Source organism: Streptomyces vietnamensis, from assembly GCF_000830005.1.
GTDB classification, from domain to species: Bacteria; Actinomycetota; Actinomycetes; order Streptomycetales; family Streptomycetaceae; genus Streptomyces; species Streptomyces vietnamensis.
In genome coordinates this window covers 7,404,760-7,421,306 of the sequence record NZ_CP010407.1, presented here as the reverse complement: position 1 = coordinate 7,421,306, position 16,547 = coordinate 7,404,760, and the positions used below count along the sequence as shown (strand labels likewise).

The 16,547-nt window shown below is 74.0% G+C and carries 14 protein-coding genes; 6 read left to right on the top strand and 8 right to left on the bottom strand.

The genetic code is table 11. From position 1 onward, the window contains the following. Positions 1 to 112 precede the first annotated feature (112 nt). Complete coding sequence (locus SVTN_RS33220; RefSeq protein WP_041132408.1) at positions 113 to 1,729, top strand: alpha/beta hydrolase; 1,617 nt, start codon at positions 113 to 115, stop codon at positions 1,727 to 1,729. On the opposite strand, the gene SVTN_RS33215 is transcribed toward SVTN_RS33220, so the two are convergent. The 3 genes from SVTN_RS33215 to SVTN_RS46250 all read right to left on the bottom strand — a co-directional run bounded on the left by SVTN_RS33215 (position 1,713) and on the right by SVTN_RS46250 (position 6,565). Continuing rightward, a complete protein-coding gene (locus SVTN_RS33215; RefSeq protein ID WP_041132407.1) occupies positions 1,713 to 3,092 on the bottom strand; it encodes a wax ester/triacylglycerol synthase family O-acyltransferase in 1,380 nt (459 codons plus the stop codon). The genes SVTN_RS33220 and SVTN_RS33215 overlap by 17 nt on opposite strands. A 154-nt stretch (positions 3,093 to 3,246) precedes the next feature. After that, positions 3,247 to 5,334 carry a SpoIIE family protein phosphatase gene (locus SVTN_RS33210; RefSeq protein WP_041132406.1) on the bottom strand — a complete coding sequence of 696 codons (2,088 nt, stop codon included), beginning with the start codon at positions 5,332 to 5,334 and terminating at the stop codon, positions 3,247 to 3,249. A gap of 49 nt (positions 5,335 to 5,383) precedes the next feature. Further along, positions 5,384 to 6,565, bottom strand: coding sequence for a DUF6777 domain-containing protein (locus SVTN_RS46250; RefSeq protein WP_041132405.1), 1,182 nt, complete (start codon positions 6,563 to 6,565; stop codon positions 5,384 to 5,386). Positions 6,566 to 6,769: 204 nt separating this feature from the next. Between SVTN_RS46250 and SVTN_RS33200 the strand changes: the two genes are divergently transcribed. From SVTN_RS33200 to SVTN_RS33190, 3 genes are read left to right on the top strand one after another with little or no spacing between them, the layout of a single operon-like run. Beyond that, positions 6,770 to 7,633, top strand: a complete 864-nt coding sequence (locus tag SVTN_RS33200) for a YndJ family protein (RefSeq protein WP_041134499.1) — start codon at positions 6,770 to 6,772, stop codon at positions 7,631 to 7,633. Then, positions 7,630 to 8,181: a DUF1990 domain-containing protein gene (locus SVTN_RS33195; RefSeq protein WP_041132404.1), complete on the top strand. Its 552-nt coding sequence runs from the start codon at positions 7,630 to 7,632 to the stop codon at positions 8,179 to 8,181. The genes SVTN_RS33200 and SVTN_RS33195 overlap by 4 nt, the downstream gene beginning before the upstream one ends. Positions 8,182 to 8,203: 22 nt before the next feature. Beyond that, positions 8,204 to 9,631: a lipase maturation factor family protein gene (locus SVTN_RS33190; protein WP_041132403.1), complete on the top strand. Its 1,428-nt coding sequence runs from the start codon at positions 8,204 to 8,206 to the stop codon at positions 9,629 to 9,631. 58 nt (positions 9,632 to 9,689) lie between these two features. Here SVTN_RS33190 and SVTN_RS44890 read toward each other — a convergent pair whose 3' ends face one another. From SVTN_RS44890 to SVTN_RS33180, 3 genes are all read right to left on the bottom strand, one after another. Beyond that, complete coding sequence (locus tag SVTN_RS44890) at positions 9,690 to 9,860, bottom strand: hypothetical protein (protein WP_167352221.1); 171 nt, start codon at positions 9,858 to 9,860, stop codon at positions 9,690 to 9,692. 288 nt (positions 9,861 to 10,148) lie between these two features. Continuing rightward, the gene (locus SVTN_RS33185) at positions 10,149 to 11,633 is read right to left on the bottom strand and encodes an SDR family NAD(P)-dependent oxidoreductase (RefSeq protein ID WP_041132402.1); all 1,485 of its coding nucleotides are present in this window, start codon (positions 11,631 to 11,633) and stop codon (positions 10,149 to 10,151) included. Between the two features lie 61 nt (positions 11,634 to 11,694). Next, entirely contained in the window at positions 11,695 to 12,417 is a 723-nt protein-coding gene (locus SVTN_RS33180; protein WP_041132401.1) for a (2Fe-2S)-binding protein, read from the bottom strand. Positions 12,418 to 12,653: 236 nt separating this feature from the next. Here SVTN_RS33180 and SVTN_RS42620 point away from each other — a divergent pair, with 236 nt between their 5' ends. Continuing rightward, positions 12,654 to 13,640 carry a DMT family transporter gene (locus SVTN_RS42620; RefSeq protein WP_159026535.1) on the top strand — a complete coding sequence of 329 codons (987 nt, stop codon included), beginning with the start codon at positions 12,654 to 12,656 and terminating at the stop codon, positions 13,638 to 13,640. On the opposite strand, the gene SVTN_RS33170 is transcribed toward SVTN_RS42620, so the two are convergent. Next, positions 13,521 to 14,867 carry a transglycosylase family protein gene (locus tag SVTN_RS33170; protein ID WP_041132400.1) on the bottom strand — a complete coding sequence of 449 codons (1,347 nt, stop codon included), beginning with the start codon at positions 14,865 to 14,867 and terminating at the stop codon, positions 13,521 to 13,523. The two genes, SVTN_RS42620 and SVTN_RS33170, sit on opposite strands and share 120 nt — an antisense overlap. Before the next feature lie 388 nt (positions 14,868 to 15,255). Beyond that, the gene (gene panD / locus SVTN_RS33165) at positions 15,256 to 15,681 is read right to left on the bottom strand and encodes an aspartate 1-decarboxylase (protein ID WP_041132399.1); all 426 of its coding nucleotides are present in this window, start codon (positions 15,679 to 15,681) and stop codon (positions 15,256 to 15,258) included. 460 nt (positions 15,682 to 16,141) lie between these two features. On the opposite strand from panD, the gene SVTN_RS33160 reads away from it, so the two are divergent. Next, positions 16,142 to 16,534: a SixA phosphatase family protein gene (locus SVTN_RS33160; protein WP_107072775.1), complete on the top strand. Its 393-nt coding sequence runs from the start codon at positions 16,142 to 16,144 to the stop codon at positions 16,532 to 16,534. Positions 16,535 to 16,547: the final 13 nt, after the last annotated feature.

The following is a 16,547-nucleotide window of genomic DNA, read 5'->3' as shown; positions in this document are numbered from 1 at the left end:
GGGACCCGTCCTCGGACCGACCCGGGACCCGGCCTCGACCGACCCGTCCTCAGCAAAACCTCAGCATCCGTCCCCGATCCTTCCCCGGACCGACCATCCAGGGGAGTTCCTCGTGTTCCGCACCACCGCCCGCCGCCGGGCCCTCGTCCTCGCCCTCGCCGTCCTCGGCACCACCTCCCTGGCCGCCTGCACGGCCGGGCCCGGCCGTGACGGGCACCGGCCGGGGGCCTCGGCCGCCCCCGCCGACCCGGCGGCCCGCCCGGACCTGCGGCGCTTCTACGGCCAGAAGCTCGCCTGGCGGCCCTGCGGCGACGTCCAGTGCGCCGAGCTCACCGTCCCAAGGGACTACTCCCGTCCCGGCGACGGCAAGACCTTCGTGCTGCCGGTGGCGAAGGCGGCGACCGCGACCGCCGGCAAGCGCGTCGGCTCGCTCGTCCTGAACCCCGGCGGCCCGGGCGAGCCCGGCGCGAAGCTCGTCGAGGACGGCGTCGCCGACGAGATCGGCAAGGGCGTGCGCGAGCGGTTCGACGTCGTGTCCTTCGACCCGCGCGGTGTCGGCGGGAGCAGGCCCGCCCTGACCTGCCTCACCAAGGACCGGACCGAGGTCGCGGACGAGGCGCCGCTCTACCCCCGTACGGACGCCGAGCGCGCCGAGGCCCTCGCGGACGCGCGGGCGCAGACCGCCGCCTGCCGGAAGGCGAGCGGTCCGCTGCTCGCGCACGTCGGGACGGACGACGCGGCCCGGGACATGGACGTGCTGAGGGCGGCCCTCGGCGAGCGCCGGCTGACGTACGTCGGCTGGTCGTACGGCACGAGCCTGGGCACCTCGTACGCCGAGCAGTTCCCGCGCCGCGTACGGGCGATGGTCCTGGACGGAGCGGTCGACCCGTCCCTGGACTGGCGGCAGCGCGTGCTCGGCCAGTCGACCGGTTTCCGGGACGCGGTCGAGGAGTACGCCGAGTCCTGCGCCGACACGGTGGGCGAGGGCTGCCCCGGCGGGACGCCCGAGGAGATACGCACGCTGATCGACCGGCTCCTCGAACGGACGCGGCGCGAGCCGCTGCCGGTCGACGGCTCCGAGGACGGCCTGGACGCGGCGGGCCTGGTCTCCGCGCTCAGCCTGTCCATGTACACGCCGGAGGCGCAGTGGCAGGGCCTGTCCGAGGCACTGCGCGCGGCGGACGACGGGGACGGTACGAAGCTGGCGGCCCTGGCGGCGGGCGAGGACGAGTCTCCCGACACCGATGCCGGTGCCGACTCCGACACCGACGCCGACTCCGAGGAAACCGCGGAGACGGCGGGCGACGTGCCCGAGGACAACGGCGAAGCCGCCCTCATCGCGATCAACTGCCTCGACGTCCCCCACCCCCGCGACGCACAGGCCTACTGGGACGCACTGGCCCCCGCCGACGAGGCCGCGGGGGTGTACGGCACGTCCGGGGTGACCAGCGAACTGGTCTGCAAGGACTGGCCGGCCGGTACCCAGCGGCCGCACCGGGTGGCCGCGGCGGGCGTTCCGCCGGTGCTCGTCGTGGGCACCTCGGGCGATCCGGCGACGCCGTACGACGAGGCGGTGAGCCTGGCGCGCCAGTTCCCCGGCGGCATGCTGCTGTCCTTCGAGGCCCCCGGCCACACCGGGTACGGCCGTGACGCCTGCGTCGACGAGAAGGTCGAGGCGTACCTGGTCTCGCTCACGAAGGTCCGCCCCGGCACTACGTGCACGCCGTAGCCTCCGGCAGATCGAGCGGATCGAGCAGGTCGAGTTCGGCGGTGAGCGCGGCGGCGAGCGCGTCGAGGTCGGGGACGGCCGCGCCGTCGGCGACGAGGCCGATGTGGACCCGGCCGCCGTACGGGGACATGGCGACGGCGAGGGACTGGCCGCGGGCGAGCGGGGCCATCGGGAAGAGCGCGCGGAGCGGGGCGCCGCCGAGGGAGAGCGCGGAGCGGGGCAGCGGCACCTGGGTGACGAGGAGGTCGAAGAGGAGTCGGGCGGCGCCGGCGGCGAGGGGCGCGCCGAAGCGGTGGGCGAGCGGGTGGAGTTGGTCGGCGAGGAGGGCGACGGCGCCCGCGCCCCGGAAGGGTCCGGCGGCCTTGTTGCGGTCCATGGCGGTCCGGACGGCGGCGAGTCGGGAGGCGGGGTCGGGTTCGGTGACCGGGAGGTCGAGGAGGTAGCCGGAGAGGCTGTTGCCGGGTCCTGCCGGGGCGCCGGGGCGGCGGCGTGAGACCGGGACGAGGGCCCGGGGGTCGGCGCCGGGGAGGGGCAGGCCGCGTCCGTCGAACCAGCGGCGCAGGGCGCCGGCGACGAGGGCGAGGAGGACGTCGTTGGCGGTGCCGCCGGTGGTGCGGCGGATCCGGTGGACGCGGTCGAGGGACAGGGTGGCGGTGGCGATCCGGCGCGTGCCGCTGGAGTCGGCGGCGAGCGGGCCGGTGGGGTGCGGGTCGAGGTGACCGGCGCGGGCGACGGAGGAGCCGACGACCGAGGCGCCGACCTCGACGGCCCGGCCGAGGTCGCCGAGGCGGTCCCGGGCGATGCCGAGGAGACGGCCGGGGCCGGGGAGCCAGGAGCGCGGGGGGACGGGGCGGGTGCGGCCCGCCGGGCGGCGGCCCGCGGCGATCTCGTCGAAGATCCCGGCGCCGATGGCGACGGCCCGCATGCCGTCGGCGAGGGCGTGGTGGAGTTTGACGAGGACGGCGAAGGAGCCGTCGGGGGCGCCGCTGAGCAGGTACATCTCCCAGGGCGGCAGGCCGCGGTCGATGGGGCGTTCCATGAGTTCGGCGGCGAGCCGGGCGGTCTCGGCGGGGAAGTCGGTGCCGGGGAGGGTGATCTCGCGGACGTGCCGGCGCACGTCGAAGTCGGGGTCGGCGCTCCAGGCGGCGCCGCCGACGGGGAACAGGACGTCGCGGACGCGCATCCGGAGCCGGGGGACGGCGGCGGCGCGTCGGGCGAGCAGTCCGAGGAGGTCGGCCGGTGCGTTCCCGGCGGTGGTGGGCGGGGGCCCGAAGTGGGCGAGGGCCCCGAGGTGCAGGGGGTGGTCGGTGGATTCCAGGTGCCAGAAGGCCAGGTCCAGGGGTGCCAGTAGCTCGCTGCTCACAGTGTCCTCTTGTCCGGCGGTGACCTGCGGTGTTCTACGACTTGTCCTACGACGGGTCCTACAACGTGCCCTACGCGGAGAGGGGGGTGGCCGAAGTCAATCCCGTACCATCAGTTACGGTCAAGTACGATCAGTTCACGCTCAGTTAACAAGTTCAATGCTCCACGGTGAATTCGCACCACACGCACTTTCCGCCACCCCGTGGTTCCACGCCCCACGCGTCGGAGAGCCGGTCGACCAGGAGCAGTCCCCGCCCGGACACCCCCGCCTCCCCCGCCTCGCGACGCCGGGGCAGGGCGCTGGACCGGTCCTCCACCTCGACCCGGAGCCTCCGCGGGGGCCCGGTCAGTATCCGCAGGGTCACGATCGCCCCGCCGTCGGTGTGCATCAGGGCGTTGGTCATCAGCTCGTCGGCGACCAGTTCGATCTCGTCGGCGCGCTCCCCCGCACCCCAGGCCCGGACGGCGGCGCGGATCATGTGCCGGGCCGAGCTCAGCGCCTCCGGGTCGTTCTGGGCCACGTGCTGCTGGAAGCGGCCGGTGCCCCGCGGCTGGTACGTGCCGTGGCGGCGCAGCAGCAGGATCGCGACGTCGTCGTCGCCGCCCCGGTCGGCGACCACGTCGCACAGGTGGTCGGCGAGCTGCTGGAGGTCGGCGGGGCCGCGCCGGACGAGCGAGGAGAGCCACTGGAGGCCTTCGTCGAGGTCGGCTCCGGGCTTCTCCACGAGGCCGTCGGTGTAGAGCATCAGCGTCTGGCCGGGGTCCAGTTCCAGGGTGGTCACGGGATAGTCGAGGCGGCCGAACTCCGCGGAGAGCCCGAGCGGCAGCCCGCCTTCGACCGGGAGTCTGCGGCAGCTGCCGTCGAGCTCCCTGATCAGCGGGTCGACGTGGCCGGCGCGTACGACCTGGACGACTCCGGTGCCGAGGTCGACCTCCGCGTAGGTGCAGGTGGCGAAGCGGTCGGTGTCGAGCTCGTGGAGGAAGACGGAGGCCCGGGCCATGACCGTGGCCGGGGGGTGGCCCTCGGCGGCGTAGGCGCGGAGCACGATCCGCAGCTGGCCCATGACGGCCGCCGCGTGGGTGTCGTGCCCCTGTACGTCGCCGATGACGGAGCCGACCCGCCCGCCGGGCAGTGCGATGACGTCGTACCAGTCGCCGCCGATGTCCCGGCCGAGGCGGGCGGAGCGGTAGCGGACGGCCGTCTGGGCGCCGGCCACCTCGGGGATCCGGCGCGGCAGCATCGCCTGCTGGAGCCCTTCGGCGAGGTCGTGCTCCTGCTCGTAGAGCATGGCGCGCTGGAGGCTCTGGGCGATGCTGCTGCCGAGGGCGACGAGCAGGGTCCGTTCGTCCTCGCTGAAGCCGGTCTTGTCGCTGTAGAGCAGGCCGAGCGCGCCGATGGGCCGGGCCTGGGCGATGAGCGGCAGATAGGCGGCGGCTGTGATGCCGAGCCCGCTGATGTGCGGCCACAGGACGGGGAAGGATTCGGCGAAGTCCCGGGCCGATTCGATGAACCGGGGGCGCAGGGTCCGGACGACCTCGCTCATCGGGTACGGCTCGTCCACCCGGGTGAACCGGGTGCCCGGCACGAAGGCACCGTCCGGCCCCTCGGCGACGAGGTGGATGCGCCCTGCTTCGAGGAGCCCCATGACGAGGCTGGCCGCGCCGAAGTGTTCGAGCGCGTGCGAGTCGTTGAGCAGGTCGATGACGTCCTGCACGGTCCGGGCGTAGGCGAGGGCCGCCGTGGTGCCCTCGACGACCCCGGCGCGCTGTCTGCGGCCCTCGTCGAGGCCGAGGCGGGCGGCGGACTCGGTGAGTTCGTGGGTGGCGTCGCGCAGGATGCCGATGATGCGGACGGGCCGGCCGGTGTCGTCGCGGTGGACGAGGCCCTGGGTGTGGGTCCACTGGTGGCGTCCGTCGCGGCGGCGGATGCGGAAGTACGCCCCGTACTGCTCGCTGCCGTCCTTGAGCGCCTGGGCCACGAGGGTGTCGAGCTGACGCCCCTCGTCCGGCAGCACGCGCGGACTGAGGCTCTCGGGCCTGCCGTCGTACTCGGAGCGGTCCATGTCGAAGACGTCGAGGGCGGCGTCGTCCATGATCATGGTCCCGGTGAGCAGGTCCCAGTCGAAGCCGCCCATCCGGAAGGCGGCGCCGTAGTCGGCCAGGATCCGGGCGCCGGACCCCGGCGCCTCCGGTGCACGGCCCGGCCGCGCGATCGCCTTCCCGCCCCCGCTGCCCGCATTCATGGGGCCACGCTAGGCGCAGCCCCGCCGGTGCGCACCAGGAAGATCCGTTTCACCCCTGGAAGGTCTCCGGCTGGTCGGGCACCGGACCGGCCGGGAACAGCTCGTCGGGCGGCAGCTGCCCGTCCGGGGCGGTGGGCTGCTCGCCGGGGGGTTCCGCGAACGGGTCGGGGAAGGGCTCCGTGGACGGGTCGGCGTACGGATCGGTGTACGGGTCGGGGTACGGCTCCGTGGACGGATCGGGGACCGTCGGCGCCGTCGGGTCGGTGCCCGTGCCGCCGGTCCCGGACGGGTCGGGGACGTCGGGGCGCGGGGCCGTGGGGGCCGGCCGGTCCGGGGTGGCCGGCGCCGGCGGTACGGGGGCCGGGGAGGCGGGGTCCGGGGAGGTGCGGTGATCCGGGTCGTTCGGGTCGGGCGTTCCGGGGTCGGCGAGGGCGCACGTGTCGGGGTCGCAGGCCGGCTCCACGTCGGGCTTCCGGTCCTCGTCCCCGTCGGTGCCGGTCCGCCGCTCGATCCAGGTGCTGTCGGTGGTGTTCACGATGACCAGGCCGGTGACGACGGAGGGGGCGGGGCGGACCACGACCACGCGGTCGGGGTCGAAGCCGTCCCACTGGTCGCCCTGGTGGACGCCGCTCCGGTCGGCGGCGGGGCTGCGGAGCGGGTTGCCGCAGGCGCAGCGGACGCGCGGGGAGCCGTACTGGTCGACGAGGACCGACGTGCCGGTCTGCAGGACGGCCTGGAAGGCGTTGGCCCGGCCCTCGCGGTAGCCGTGGTCGGTGACGCGGGTGTCGGCGCGCAGGGCGACCGGGGTGAGCCCGCGGAGCCAGTCGGCGACGTTGGCCTCGGGGATGCCGGCGGCCTCGGCGAAGGCGCGCGCCTTGGTCGGGTCCGCGGTGAGGAGGGCGACCTGCCGTTCGACGTCGCAGCTGCCGATCGCGCGCGTGCCGCCGTAGAGGCCGGGGGTGGAGCCGGTGACCTCGCGGACCTGCTGCGTGCCGTCCTCCGACGGCCGGTGGGAGGCGGAGGGCGGGACGGTGTTGCGGACGGTGGAGGCGGTGAAGGGGTCGGGTCCGTGGGCGCCGAGCGGCTGGAGGAAGACGTCCTGGATGGGGGCGGCGGCCGGTTCGCCGCCGGCGCCTTCCCACACGGAGTCGCAGCCCGTGAGCAGCAGGGCCGGGACGAGCGCCGCGGCCGCGAGGCCGGTTCGCCGCGTCCGGCGGAGGGATGAGCGCACCTGGTTCTCCCGACTTTCTCTCCCCCGGGCCCGGCGCCCGGTTGCGGCCAGTCCCTCATGTCTGTCGCAGTGCGTACGGGCCCGCAAGCGGAGCGCAGCCGACCGGGTCCACCGACCAGGCACTTGAACGCGTTCAAGAAAGGCCCTACGCTCGACTCGTCAGTTGAACGCGTTCAAGTGGGGGGGTGCCGACGTATGACCGCGCTGTCGGTCCTGGTGAGTTCCGTCGTGATGATCGGCATGTTCTGGGTCGTACCGACCGGGCTCGCGCTCCTCGACGGCCCGAGCCCACCGGGACGGGACGCGCTCCGGCGCGCCTGGCCGCTGCTCGCCCTCCCGGGAGCCCTGGCCCTCTGGCTGCCCCGCTCCGGGGTCTCCACCGCGCTCGCCGGCGTCTACGCCCTCGCCACCCTGGCGCTCGCGCTCCAGGCCCCGGCCCGGCTGATGTTGACCCGCTCGCTCCGGCCGAGCGAGATCGCCGTCCTCACCGCCCTGGTGGCGCCCTCCGTCGCCGGCCTGGCGTTCGTCGCCGAGCGGGCCTCGTACCCGCTGTTCGGCTTCGAGCTCGACATCCTCGCGCTGACCGTCCCGCACTTCCACTTCGCGGGCTTCGCCGCCGCCCTGGTCGCCGGACTCGTCAGCCGTACCTCCGACGGACCCGGCGCCCGCTTCGCCGCGCTCAGCGTCCCGGCCGGCACCCTGCTCGTCCTGCTCGGCTACTTCGTCGACGACTGGGCCGAGCTCGCGGGGGCCGTCGTCCTGACGGCCGGCATGGCCGCGGTCTCCGTGCTGACCCTGCGGGAGCGCCGCGAGCTCGCCGCCGACCCGCTCACCCGGGGCCTCCTCGCCGTCTCGGCCCTGGTCCTCGTCGCCACCATGCTGCTCGCGCTCAGCTGGGCGCTCGGCGAGGCGACCGGGCTTCCGCACCTCTCCCTGACCTGGATGGCCGCCACGCACGGCCTGGGCAACGCCCTCGGCTTCGCCGTCTGCGCACTCCTCGCCCGGCGCCGCCTCGCCACGGACCGGACCCCTCCGGCCCTTCTCCCCCGAACGGAGCTTCCGGCATGACCCGCCTCATGAACAGCCTCTCCGGTGCCGGCCACCGCCGCCCGGGCCTCACCTACCGCGAGGTCGGCGCCACCCGCACCCCGGAGGCGCTCCCCGAGCGCTACCACCACCTGCGGCACAGCGCGGTCGTCGGCCACGGCAGGGCCGCCTTCGAGACCGCCGGCGCGGCCGTCACCACCTGGCGGATGCACCGCGCCTCCGGGGCGCGCGTCCGCGCCGACGCCGACCGCGCCGCACCCGGGACGCGCCTGGAGGTGGCGCTGGGCGCGGGCCCGCTGCGGATCGGCGTCCCGTGCGAGGTGATCTGGACGGCGTACGAGGAGGACCGCATCGGCTTCGCCTACGGCACCCTGAGCGGGCACCCGGAGTGCGGCGAGGAGTCCTTCATCGTGACGCTCGACCCCGACGGCACGGTCCGCTTCACGGTCACCGCCTTCAGCAGGCCCGCCGCCTGGTACACCCGGCTCGGCGGGCCGCTGATCCCGGTGCTCCAGCACGCGTACGCGCGCCTCCTCGGCCGGACCCTCGCGCGCCTCGTCAGGACGTGATCCCGGGCCGATACTGGTGGTGATGGAGTGGTTCACCGCACCCGACCAGTGGCTGAGCCGGATCGTCTTCCAGCGGGGCCTCGCCGGGCTGTACTGCGTGGCGTTCCTTTCGGCGGCCTTCCAGTTCCGGGCGCTGATCGGAGAGCACGGCATGCTCCCCGTACCGGAGTACGTGCGCAGGACCCGCCCGCGCCACACCCCCTCGCTCTTCCACTGGCGCTACTCCGACCGCCTCTTCGCGACCGTCTCCTGGTCCGGCTTCGCCCTCGCGCTCGCGCTCGTCGCGGGCGCCGGGGACGCCGTGCCGCTGCCGGTCTCGATGCTCCTGTGGCTGGTGCTCTGGGGTCTCTACCTGTCGATCGTGAACGTGGGACAGACCTGGTACTCCTTCGGCTGGGAGTCGCTGCTCCTGGAGACCGGGATGCTCGCCGTCTTCCTCGGCAACGACGACACGGGCCCGCCCGTCCTCGTGCTGTTCCTGCTGCGCTGGCTGCTCTTCCGGGTCGAGTTCGGTGCCGGGCTCATCAAGATCCGCGGCGATCCCTGCTGGCGGAACCTGACCTGCCTCTACCACCACCACGAGACCCAGCCGATGCCCGGCCCGCTCAGCTGGTTCTTCCACCATCTGCCCCGCCCGCTGCACCGGGTGGAGGTCGCGGCCAACCACTTCGTCCAGTTGTTCGTCCCGTTCCTGCTCTTCGCCCCGCAGCCGGTGGCCACGGTCGCGGCCGGTCTGATGGTGGCGACCCAGCTGTGGCTGGTGCTCTCCGGCAACTTCGCCTGGCTGAACTGGATCACGATCGTGCTCGCGCTGTCCGCCGTGGACGCCTCCCCGGTCGCCGGCGAGCATCCCCAGCCGGATCCGCCGCTCTGGTACGTGGTCGTGGTGGTCGCCTTCACCGCCTTCGTCCTGGTACGGAGCTACCGCCCGGCGCGCAACCTGCTCTCCAAGCACCAGGCCATGAACCGCTCCTACGACCCGTACCACCTGGTCAACAGCTACGGCGCCTTCGGCACCGTCGGCCGGATCCGGGACGAGATCGTCATCGAGGGCACCGAGGACCCGGAGCCGCATCCGGACACGGTGTGGCGGGAGTACGGCTTCAAGGGCAAGCCGGGCGATCCGCGCCGGCTCCCCCGCCAGTTCGCCCCCTACCACCTGCGGCTCGACTGGCTGATGTGGTTCGCCGCGCTGTCCCCCGGGTACGCGCGCGAGTGGTTCGGGCCCTTCGTCGAGCGGCTGCTCGAAGGCGACCGGGACACCCTGCGGCTGCTCGCCCACAACCCGTTCCCGGACGCGCCGCCGGTCCTCGTCCGCGCCCGGCTGTACCGCTACCGGTACACGACCTGGCGCGAGCTGCGGGAGACCGGGGCCTGGTGGCACCGGACGCTGGTACGGGAGTACCTGCCGCCGGTCCGCCTGCGGGAACCCACCGGCACCGCCCGCTGAACGCACCGGTGCCCCCGGGCCGCGGACGGCCGGGGGCACCCGGGGTGAAGCGAGAGGATCAGTCGATGCCGGGCAGGATGTGCGGCTCGGCGAGGTCCTCCTCGTAGCCCGCGAGCCGGATCGGGGCCGCGTGGGCCCACACGTCGAGGCTGCCCAGTTCGCCGTTGCGGCGGGGCCGCTCGGTGCGTTCGGCCGGTCGCGGTTCCTGCTTCGTCAGTTCGGGTGTCACCGCGCACTCCTTTGTGTCGCGTAAGGGTGGGACAAGTGCCGGTTCGGTCGCGGTGGCGCCGTTTTTGGCGGGACCGCGGCCTTGGTGGCAGGCCTGTCCCGGGAAGGCCGTGAGGAATTTGTGTCTCCTCGGTGGCCGACCGTGTGCCTCAGATTAACCAAATGAGCACGCCCGCGCTCTACCGGGCTCCAAAGTGTGATGCGATCGAGTGAACGGAGCCGAAAAAGCGCCCCACCGGGCCGGTGGGGCGCTCTTGTCAGGACCGCGGGACACGCGGTACGGCGGGGTCTACCAGTTGGCGGGCGCGTAGTCCTTCAGGAAGACTCCGTACAGGTCCTCGCCCGCCTCGCCGCGCACGACGGGGTCGTACACGCGGGCCGCGCCGTCGACGAGGTCCAGCGGGGCGTGGAAACCGGCCTCGGCGAGGCGCAGCTTGTCGAAGTGGGGACGCTCGTCGGTGATCCAGCCGGTGTCGACCGAGGTCATGAGGATGCCGTCGGTCTCGAACATCTCCTGGCCGCTGGTCCGCGTCACCATGTTCATCGCGGCCTTCGCGGCGTTCGTGTTCGGGTGTCCCGCGCCCTTGTAGCCGCGGCTGAAGACGCCCTCCATCGCCGACACGTTCACGACGTAGGCACGGCCGCTGGCCGCCTTCTTCGCCGCCTCGGCCATCACCGGCCGCAACTTGCTGATCAGGATGAACGGCGCCGTGTAGTTGCACAGCTGGGTCTCGAGGAGCTCCACCGGGGAGATCTGCTCGATGCTCTGCACCCAGGTGTTGGTCTCGACGACGTCCGGCACGAGGCCGCCCGCGTCGATGGCGGTGCCGTCGAGGTGCTTGGCGAGGCTGGCGTTGCCCGCGACCAGGGCGAGGTCGGCGACCTGCTGCGCCTCCAGGTCCCGCACGCCGGCGGGAAGCTCGGACGAGCCGACGAGCTCGCCGACCGCGCCCGAGTTGAACGCGCCGATGACGTGGTGGGCGGGCAGCTCGCCCGCGGGCAGCGGGGCGTCCTCGCCCTCGACGAGGGCGGCGTAGGCCGAGGGCAGCCGGCGCACGGTCTGCGTCGCGTTGTTGATGAGGATGTCGAGCGGGCCGGCCTCGGTCATCTGGTCGGCGAGCGCGACGGCCTGGGCGGGGTCGCGCAGGTCGATGCCGACGACCTCCAGGCGGTGCATCCAGTCCGCGGAGTCCTCCATCGCCTTGAAGCGGCGGATGGCGTCCTTGGGGAAGCGGGTGGTGATGGTGGTGTGGGCGCCGTCGCGCAGCAGCCGCAGCGCGATGTACATGCCGATCTTGGCCCGGCCGCCGGTGAGCAGCGCGCGCTTGCCGCTGAGGTCGGCGCCGGCGTCGCGCTTGGCCCGGTTCAGCGCCGCGCACGGCTGGCAGAGCTGGTGGTAGAAGTAGTCGACCTCGACGAACCGCGTCTTGCAGACGTAGCAGGAGCGCGGACGCTGGAGTATCCCCGCGATCCGCCCCTCCTCCGTGACGGAGGTGGGCAGCAGGCCCTCGGTCTCGTCGTCGATGCGCTGCGCGGAGCCGGTGGCCGTGGCCTCGGTGACCGCCTTGTCGTTCGCGGTCTTCGCGGCCCGGCGCTCCTGGCGGCGGCGCTGCTTCACCGTCCGGTAGATCCCGGCGGTGGCGCGCCGGACGGTGATCGCGTCAGGGTGGTCGACGTCGATCTTGTCGAGCTCGTCGAGGACGCTCAGGCAGACGGCCAGGCGCTCGGGGTCGATGCCCGGCCCGTATTCCTGGGTTTCTTCGGTCACCGTCATGGCCTTCGGGTTCCTCGTTCGCTCGTGTCGTCGCCGCTCGCGGGCATTCAAAGACCCAACTTTACGGAGCGGGGGGCCGCGCCTCCAAACCCGTTCGGGGGGCGTGGTCGAAGACACAGTCGCCGCACAGCCCGCCGCCCGGGCACCGGTAGTAGAGGCAGCAGCTGGTGCGGCGCAGCCGGGGGCCGCGGACCGTCCCGGCGAGGTCCGGGTGGTCCAGGAGCCCGGAGACGAGGGCGGCGGCCCGCTCGGCCGCCTCCGGACGGCCGTGGGCGCGCGCCCAGCGGATCAGCTCGCGCAGGGCGCCGGCGAGGGCGGAGCCGGCATTGCCCCACAGGAGCCGCGGGGAGATGTTCCCGTCGCGGCGCAGCGCCGCGTGGAGCGGGACGAGATGGGCCTCCTGGACGGCCGCGCGCAGCTCCTCCGCGGTCCCGGGACGGGTCTCGGAGCCGGCCCACCACAGGTCGTCGGGCGCCGTCAGCGTTCCGTCCCAGTACAGCTCGGCGGGGTCGAGGGCGGGAAAGCGGCCGTGGACGGCGGCCGGTCCGAGGGCGGTGGACCAGAGCCGGGCGGCGAGCCCGAGGTGGGCGACGGAGGCTCCGACGCGCCGCTCGGGGGCGCCGGTCCGGGCGGTGACGTGGTCCACGCGCGCGGTGAGGGGGCCGTCCTCCCCCGCGTACAGACGGGAGAGCGGGCGGTGCGCGCCGCCGGTCGCCGGGGCGGTGGTCCGCAGGGCGAAGAAACCACCCGGCGATCCGCCGTCGCCGCTCGCGCCGAGATCCATTTCCGTACGCCCCCCTGCCCCGCGGATCCTGTCGTCGTCCGGCCCCACCGTAACTTCTCCGCAGGCTCTCACCGAGCCGCCCGGACCTGCCGGAAAGGCCGCTTTGCACCCGTTCCGACCTGCACGGGTGTACATCCCGGGGCGTATGCGGGGGCCGCGTACTCCGTCGGCGGTATCCGCGAAGACGTCCCCTGGTACGACGCGCGAACCGGCCGGGAAGAGAGATCGTGGAAGGTATGAGTCCACTCGTGCTGTCCGTCGCCCTGGCCCTGGCCTCCGCGGTCGCCTACGCGGCCGCGGCGATCGTGCAGGAGCGGGTCGCGGCCTCCGCCGCGGGCCCGCGCTACGCGCCGCTGCGCAGCCCGGCCTGGTGGGTGTCCGTCCTGCTCAACGGCGTCGGCGCGACGCTGCACGTCGCCGCCCTGGCGTACGGGCCGCTCAGCCTGGTCCAGCCGCTGGGTGCCCTCACGATCGTCTTCGCGCTGCCCATGGCGGCCCTGTTCGTCGGCCGCAGGGCCGGGCGGCGGGCCTGGCGCGGCGCGCTCATGGCCACGGTGGGCCTCGCCGGCCTCCTCAGCCTCACCAGCGGCACCGAGGCCGGGCCCCTGGCCGACGGGGAGCGGTGGCTGCTCGCGGGAGCCGCCTTCGGCGCGGTGGCGCTCCTGTTCACGGCCGCGCACCTGGTGGGCCGGTCGGTGCTGCGCAGCGTCGTGCTGGCCGCGGCGGCGGGCGTCTCCTTCGGCATGGCCTCGGTCCTCACGAAGTCGGTGGCCGAGGAGTGGACGCCCCGGGCCCCGCTCGCCGAGTGGACGGGGCTGCTCGTCCTCTCCGTGTTCGCGGTGACCGGCCTCCTGCTCTCACAGGCCTCGTACCGGGGTGCGGGGCTCGCCGCCCCGCTGGCCACCGTCACGGTGGTCAACCCGGTGGTCGCCGCGGCGGTGGGCGTGACGCTGTTCGGCGAGGGCTTCCGCTACGGCGCGGCGGGCACCGTCGCCGCGCTGATCTGCGGCGCGGTCGCCGCGGGCGGCCTCGTCCGGCTCACGCTCGACCGCATGACGGCCGCGCCGGAGTCGCCGTCGGTGTCATCGGGCTCGTCGGTGGCGTCAGAGGGAGACTCCCCGCGCCCTGAGGTAGGCCAGGGGGTCGATGTCCGAGCCGTACCCGGGACCCGTCCGAACCTCGAAGTGGAGGTGCGGTCCCGAGCTGTTGCCGGTCGATCCTGAGCGCGCGATGCGCTGACCGGCGTGCACCCGCTGGCCCTCGCGGACGGTGAGCGCGGAGAGGTGCGCGTACTGGCTGTAGCGGCCGTCGTCGTGGCGCAGCACGATCTGGTAGCCGTACGCGCCGCCCCACCCGGCGGAGACGACCCGGCCGCCGGCGACGGCCTTGACCGAGGTGCCGGTGGGCACGGGGAAGTCGACCCCGGTGTGGTAGCCGCTGGCCCAGGAGGAACCGCGGGTGCCGTACCGGGTGCCGATGTCCGCGGAGACGGGCGCGGAGTAGCTGTCGGCGGAGGGCTCGGCGACGGGCCTGGGGGCGGGTTTGTGGCTCGGCTTGGTGTGAGGCTTGCCGTGGGGCTTGGTGGTGGGCTTCGGGGCGGGCTTGTGGGACGGCCCGGCGACCACCGAGGTCTTGGGGGGTGTGGCCTTCGGGGGTACGGCCCTGGGGGGCGCGGCCTTGACCGGCCGGGTGGTCTTCGCGGGCGGGGCGGCCTTCTTCGCGGCCTTCCCAGTCGGCTTCTCCGCCGCCTTCTCCGGCTTCTCCGGCTTCTTCGGCGCCGTGATGCGCAGGGTCAGGCGCTGGCCGGGGAGGATGAGGTCGGGGTCGTCGCCGACGACCGGCCGGTTGGTCTCGTACAGGCGCTGCCAGCCGCCCTTGACGTGCTCGTCGCGGGCGATCTTCGACAGGGAGTCGCCGGGCGTCACCGTGTACATCTCGCGCACGGTGGGCACGGTGGTGGGGCTCGCGTTCCGCGTCGCCTGTTCGGGTAAGAGGCGCTGTCCCGGCAGGGAGGCGGTGCGGACGTCGTTCCCGCCGCGGGTCGGCTCCGGGGTGACGTCCGGCGCCTGCCCGCCGCGGGCGAGCCCCGCGCGGGAGCCGCAGGACGGCCAGGCGCCGGGGCCCTGGCCCTTCAGGACACGTTCGGCGATCGCGATCTGCTGGTCCTTGGAGGCGAGGTCGGCGCGCGGCGCGTAGTGCGTGCCGCCGTACCGCTCCCAGGTGGACTGGCTGAACTGGAGGCCGCCGAAGTAGCCGTTGCCCGTGTTGACGTGCCAGCTGGAGGAGGACTCGCAGGACGCGACCTTCTCCCAGACGTCGAGCGAGGCGGCGTGCGCGGCGCCCGCGCCGATCAGCGGCAGCGCCATGCCGGCGCCTCCCGCCGTGACGGTGAGCGAGGCGCGGTTGATCCGGCTCGGCTGGTGGCGGCGGTGACGTCCGCGTACGGCCATGGGCCCCCCTTGAACACAGCAGCAGCCGTCCAAGTTAGGGGTGGCGCACGCTCCGTGACAAGGGCCGCGCGAAACCTCAAGCGCCTTATGTCACCTCTGCGTTGGTCCCGTTCACCCGCCGGCGGGACCGGGTTCGGGCTGAGGTTCGGGTTCCGGTACGGGCCCGCCCGGCTGGGGCGCGGGAGGGGGCGACGGATCCGGCGGAACCGGCACCGGGTTCGGCGGGGGCACGGGCGGCGGCGAGGGCACCGGCGGCGGGATCGGCGACGGGGGCAGCGGATCGGGGGAAGGGTGGGTCATGACGGACCTCCCGGTCGACGGGGCCTCACGGGGCCCTCTTCCAGAGTGGCCCCGCCGCTTCGGCCCCGCCCGCCGGACCCCGCTCGGCTCAGATCCGGGCGGGCACCGCGTGCGGGCCGCGCACCGTGTCGCTCCCGGGGACGGGCGCGGACGCGTCGGTCCCCAGCTCCACGATGCGGTTGTCGCCGTCGACGTGCACGACGCGCGGCACGAAGGTCCGCGCCTCGGCGTCCTCGACCTGCGCGTAGCTGATGAGGATCACCAGGTCACCGGGGTGCACGAGGTGGGCGGCGGCGCCGTTGATCCCGATGACGCCGGAACCGCGCTCGCCTTCGATGACATAGGTCTCGAGGCGGGCTCCGTTGTCGATGTCGACGATGTGGACCAGCTCGCCGGGCAGCAGGTCGGCCGCCTCCATCAGCTCCGCGTCGACGGTGACCGAACCTACGTAGTGCAGGTCCGCCTGGGTCACGGTGGCGCGATGGATCTTGGACTTGAACAGAGTACGCAGCACTTGGGACTCCTCTAAGACAGCTCCCTGCCTGCTTTCTGCAGGTCAAGGGCGTCCTCGACCTTACACCGGCACCCCCGCCCGATGTTTGTGAGGAACATCGCTCCGGCCGGGCTGGACGGCTTCCTGCCTGGGCTTTCGCCCCAGGTGCGCGCCTGTGGGGCCACCGCTTCGATGCGCCGTACTTCGGGCGAGAAGGAAGGAAGCAGGGGCTGCTCGGCGGCGCCGAGCATGGCGGCCCGGAGAAAACGATCACGTCCGGAACACACGACCGGGAGTCGTGTCGGGCGGGGGCGGACGGGCAGGCACCGTCTCTCCTCGTGATCGCCGTCGCCGCGCACCGGCCACGCCCGGCCGCCCGTCCGGAGGGCCGGGTTCGCCCGCCCGTGCGTGCGATCACGGAGACGGGGTAAGCGCATCTTCCGGAACCACCCGGAGCCGTACGCGCGCGGAAGGAGACGTCATGTGCCCGGGGCCCGGATACAGGCGGGCACCACCGGCCGGGGACGGTGCGGCCGGGGTCCGGCTGCTGTGGGTGCGCCACGCGAAGGCCGTGCGCGAGGACCGGCGGATCGACGCCTTCGACCGCGAGCCGAGCGAGCGAGGCAGGGGCGACGCGCCCCGGACCGGCCGCCGGCCCGCGGGCTCCGGTCTCGAACCCGACTTCGTGCTGTGCTCCCCGTCGCGCAGGACCCGCCGGACCTGGCAACCCGCCGCCTCCGCACCGGAGGACCCGACACCCGTCGTCCACGACGAGCGCCTCTACGAGACGCCGCCCGGCACGCCGGTCTCCGTCCTGGCCGGGCGCGCGTCGCCGCCCGGCCCGGCGGGGACGGAATGCGACACCCCGTTCTGATCCCGTGAGAAAG

Bases quoted from the DNA above. Each gene is read 5' to 3' on its own strand.
- SVTN_RS33210 (WP_041132406.1), bottom strand. From the start codon at position 5,334: ATGAATGCGGGCAGCGGGGGCGGGAAGGCGATCGCGCGGCCGGGCCGT.
- SVTN_RS33195 (WP_041132404.1), top strand. From the start codon at position 7,630: ATGACCCGCCTCATGAACAGCCTCTCCGGTGCCGGCCACCGCCGCCCG.
- SVTN_RS33190 (WP_041132403.1), top strand. From the start codon at position 8,204: ATGGAGTGGTTCACCGCACCCGACCAGTGGCTGAGCCGGATCGTCTTC.
- SVTN_RS33185 (WP_041132402.1), bottom strand. From the start codon at position 11,633: ATGACGGTGACCGAAGAAACCCAGGAATACGGGCCGGGCATCGACCCC.
- SVTN_RS33180 (WP_041132401.1), bottom strand. From the start codon at position 12,417: ATGGATCTCGGCGCGAGCGGCGACGGCGGATCGCCGGGTGGTTTCTTC.
- SVTN_RS42620 (WP_159026535.1), top strand. From the start codon at position 12,654: ATGAGTCCACTCGTGCTGTCCGTCGCCCTGGCCCTGGCCTCCGCGGTC.
- SVTN_RS33170 (WP_041132400.1), bottom strand. From the start codon at position 14,867: ATGGCCGTACGCGGACGTCACCGCCGCCACCAGCCGAGCCGGATCAAC.
- SVTN_RS33160 (WP_107072775.1), top strand. From the start codon at position 16,142: ATGTGCCCGGGGCCCGGATACAGGCGGGCACCACCGGCCGGGGACGGT.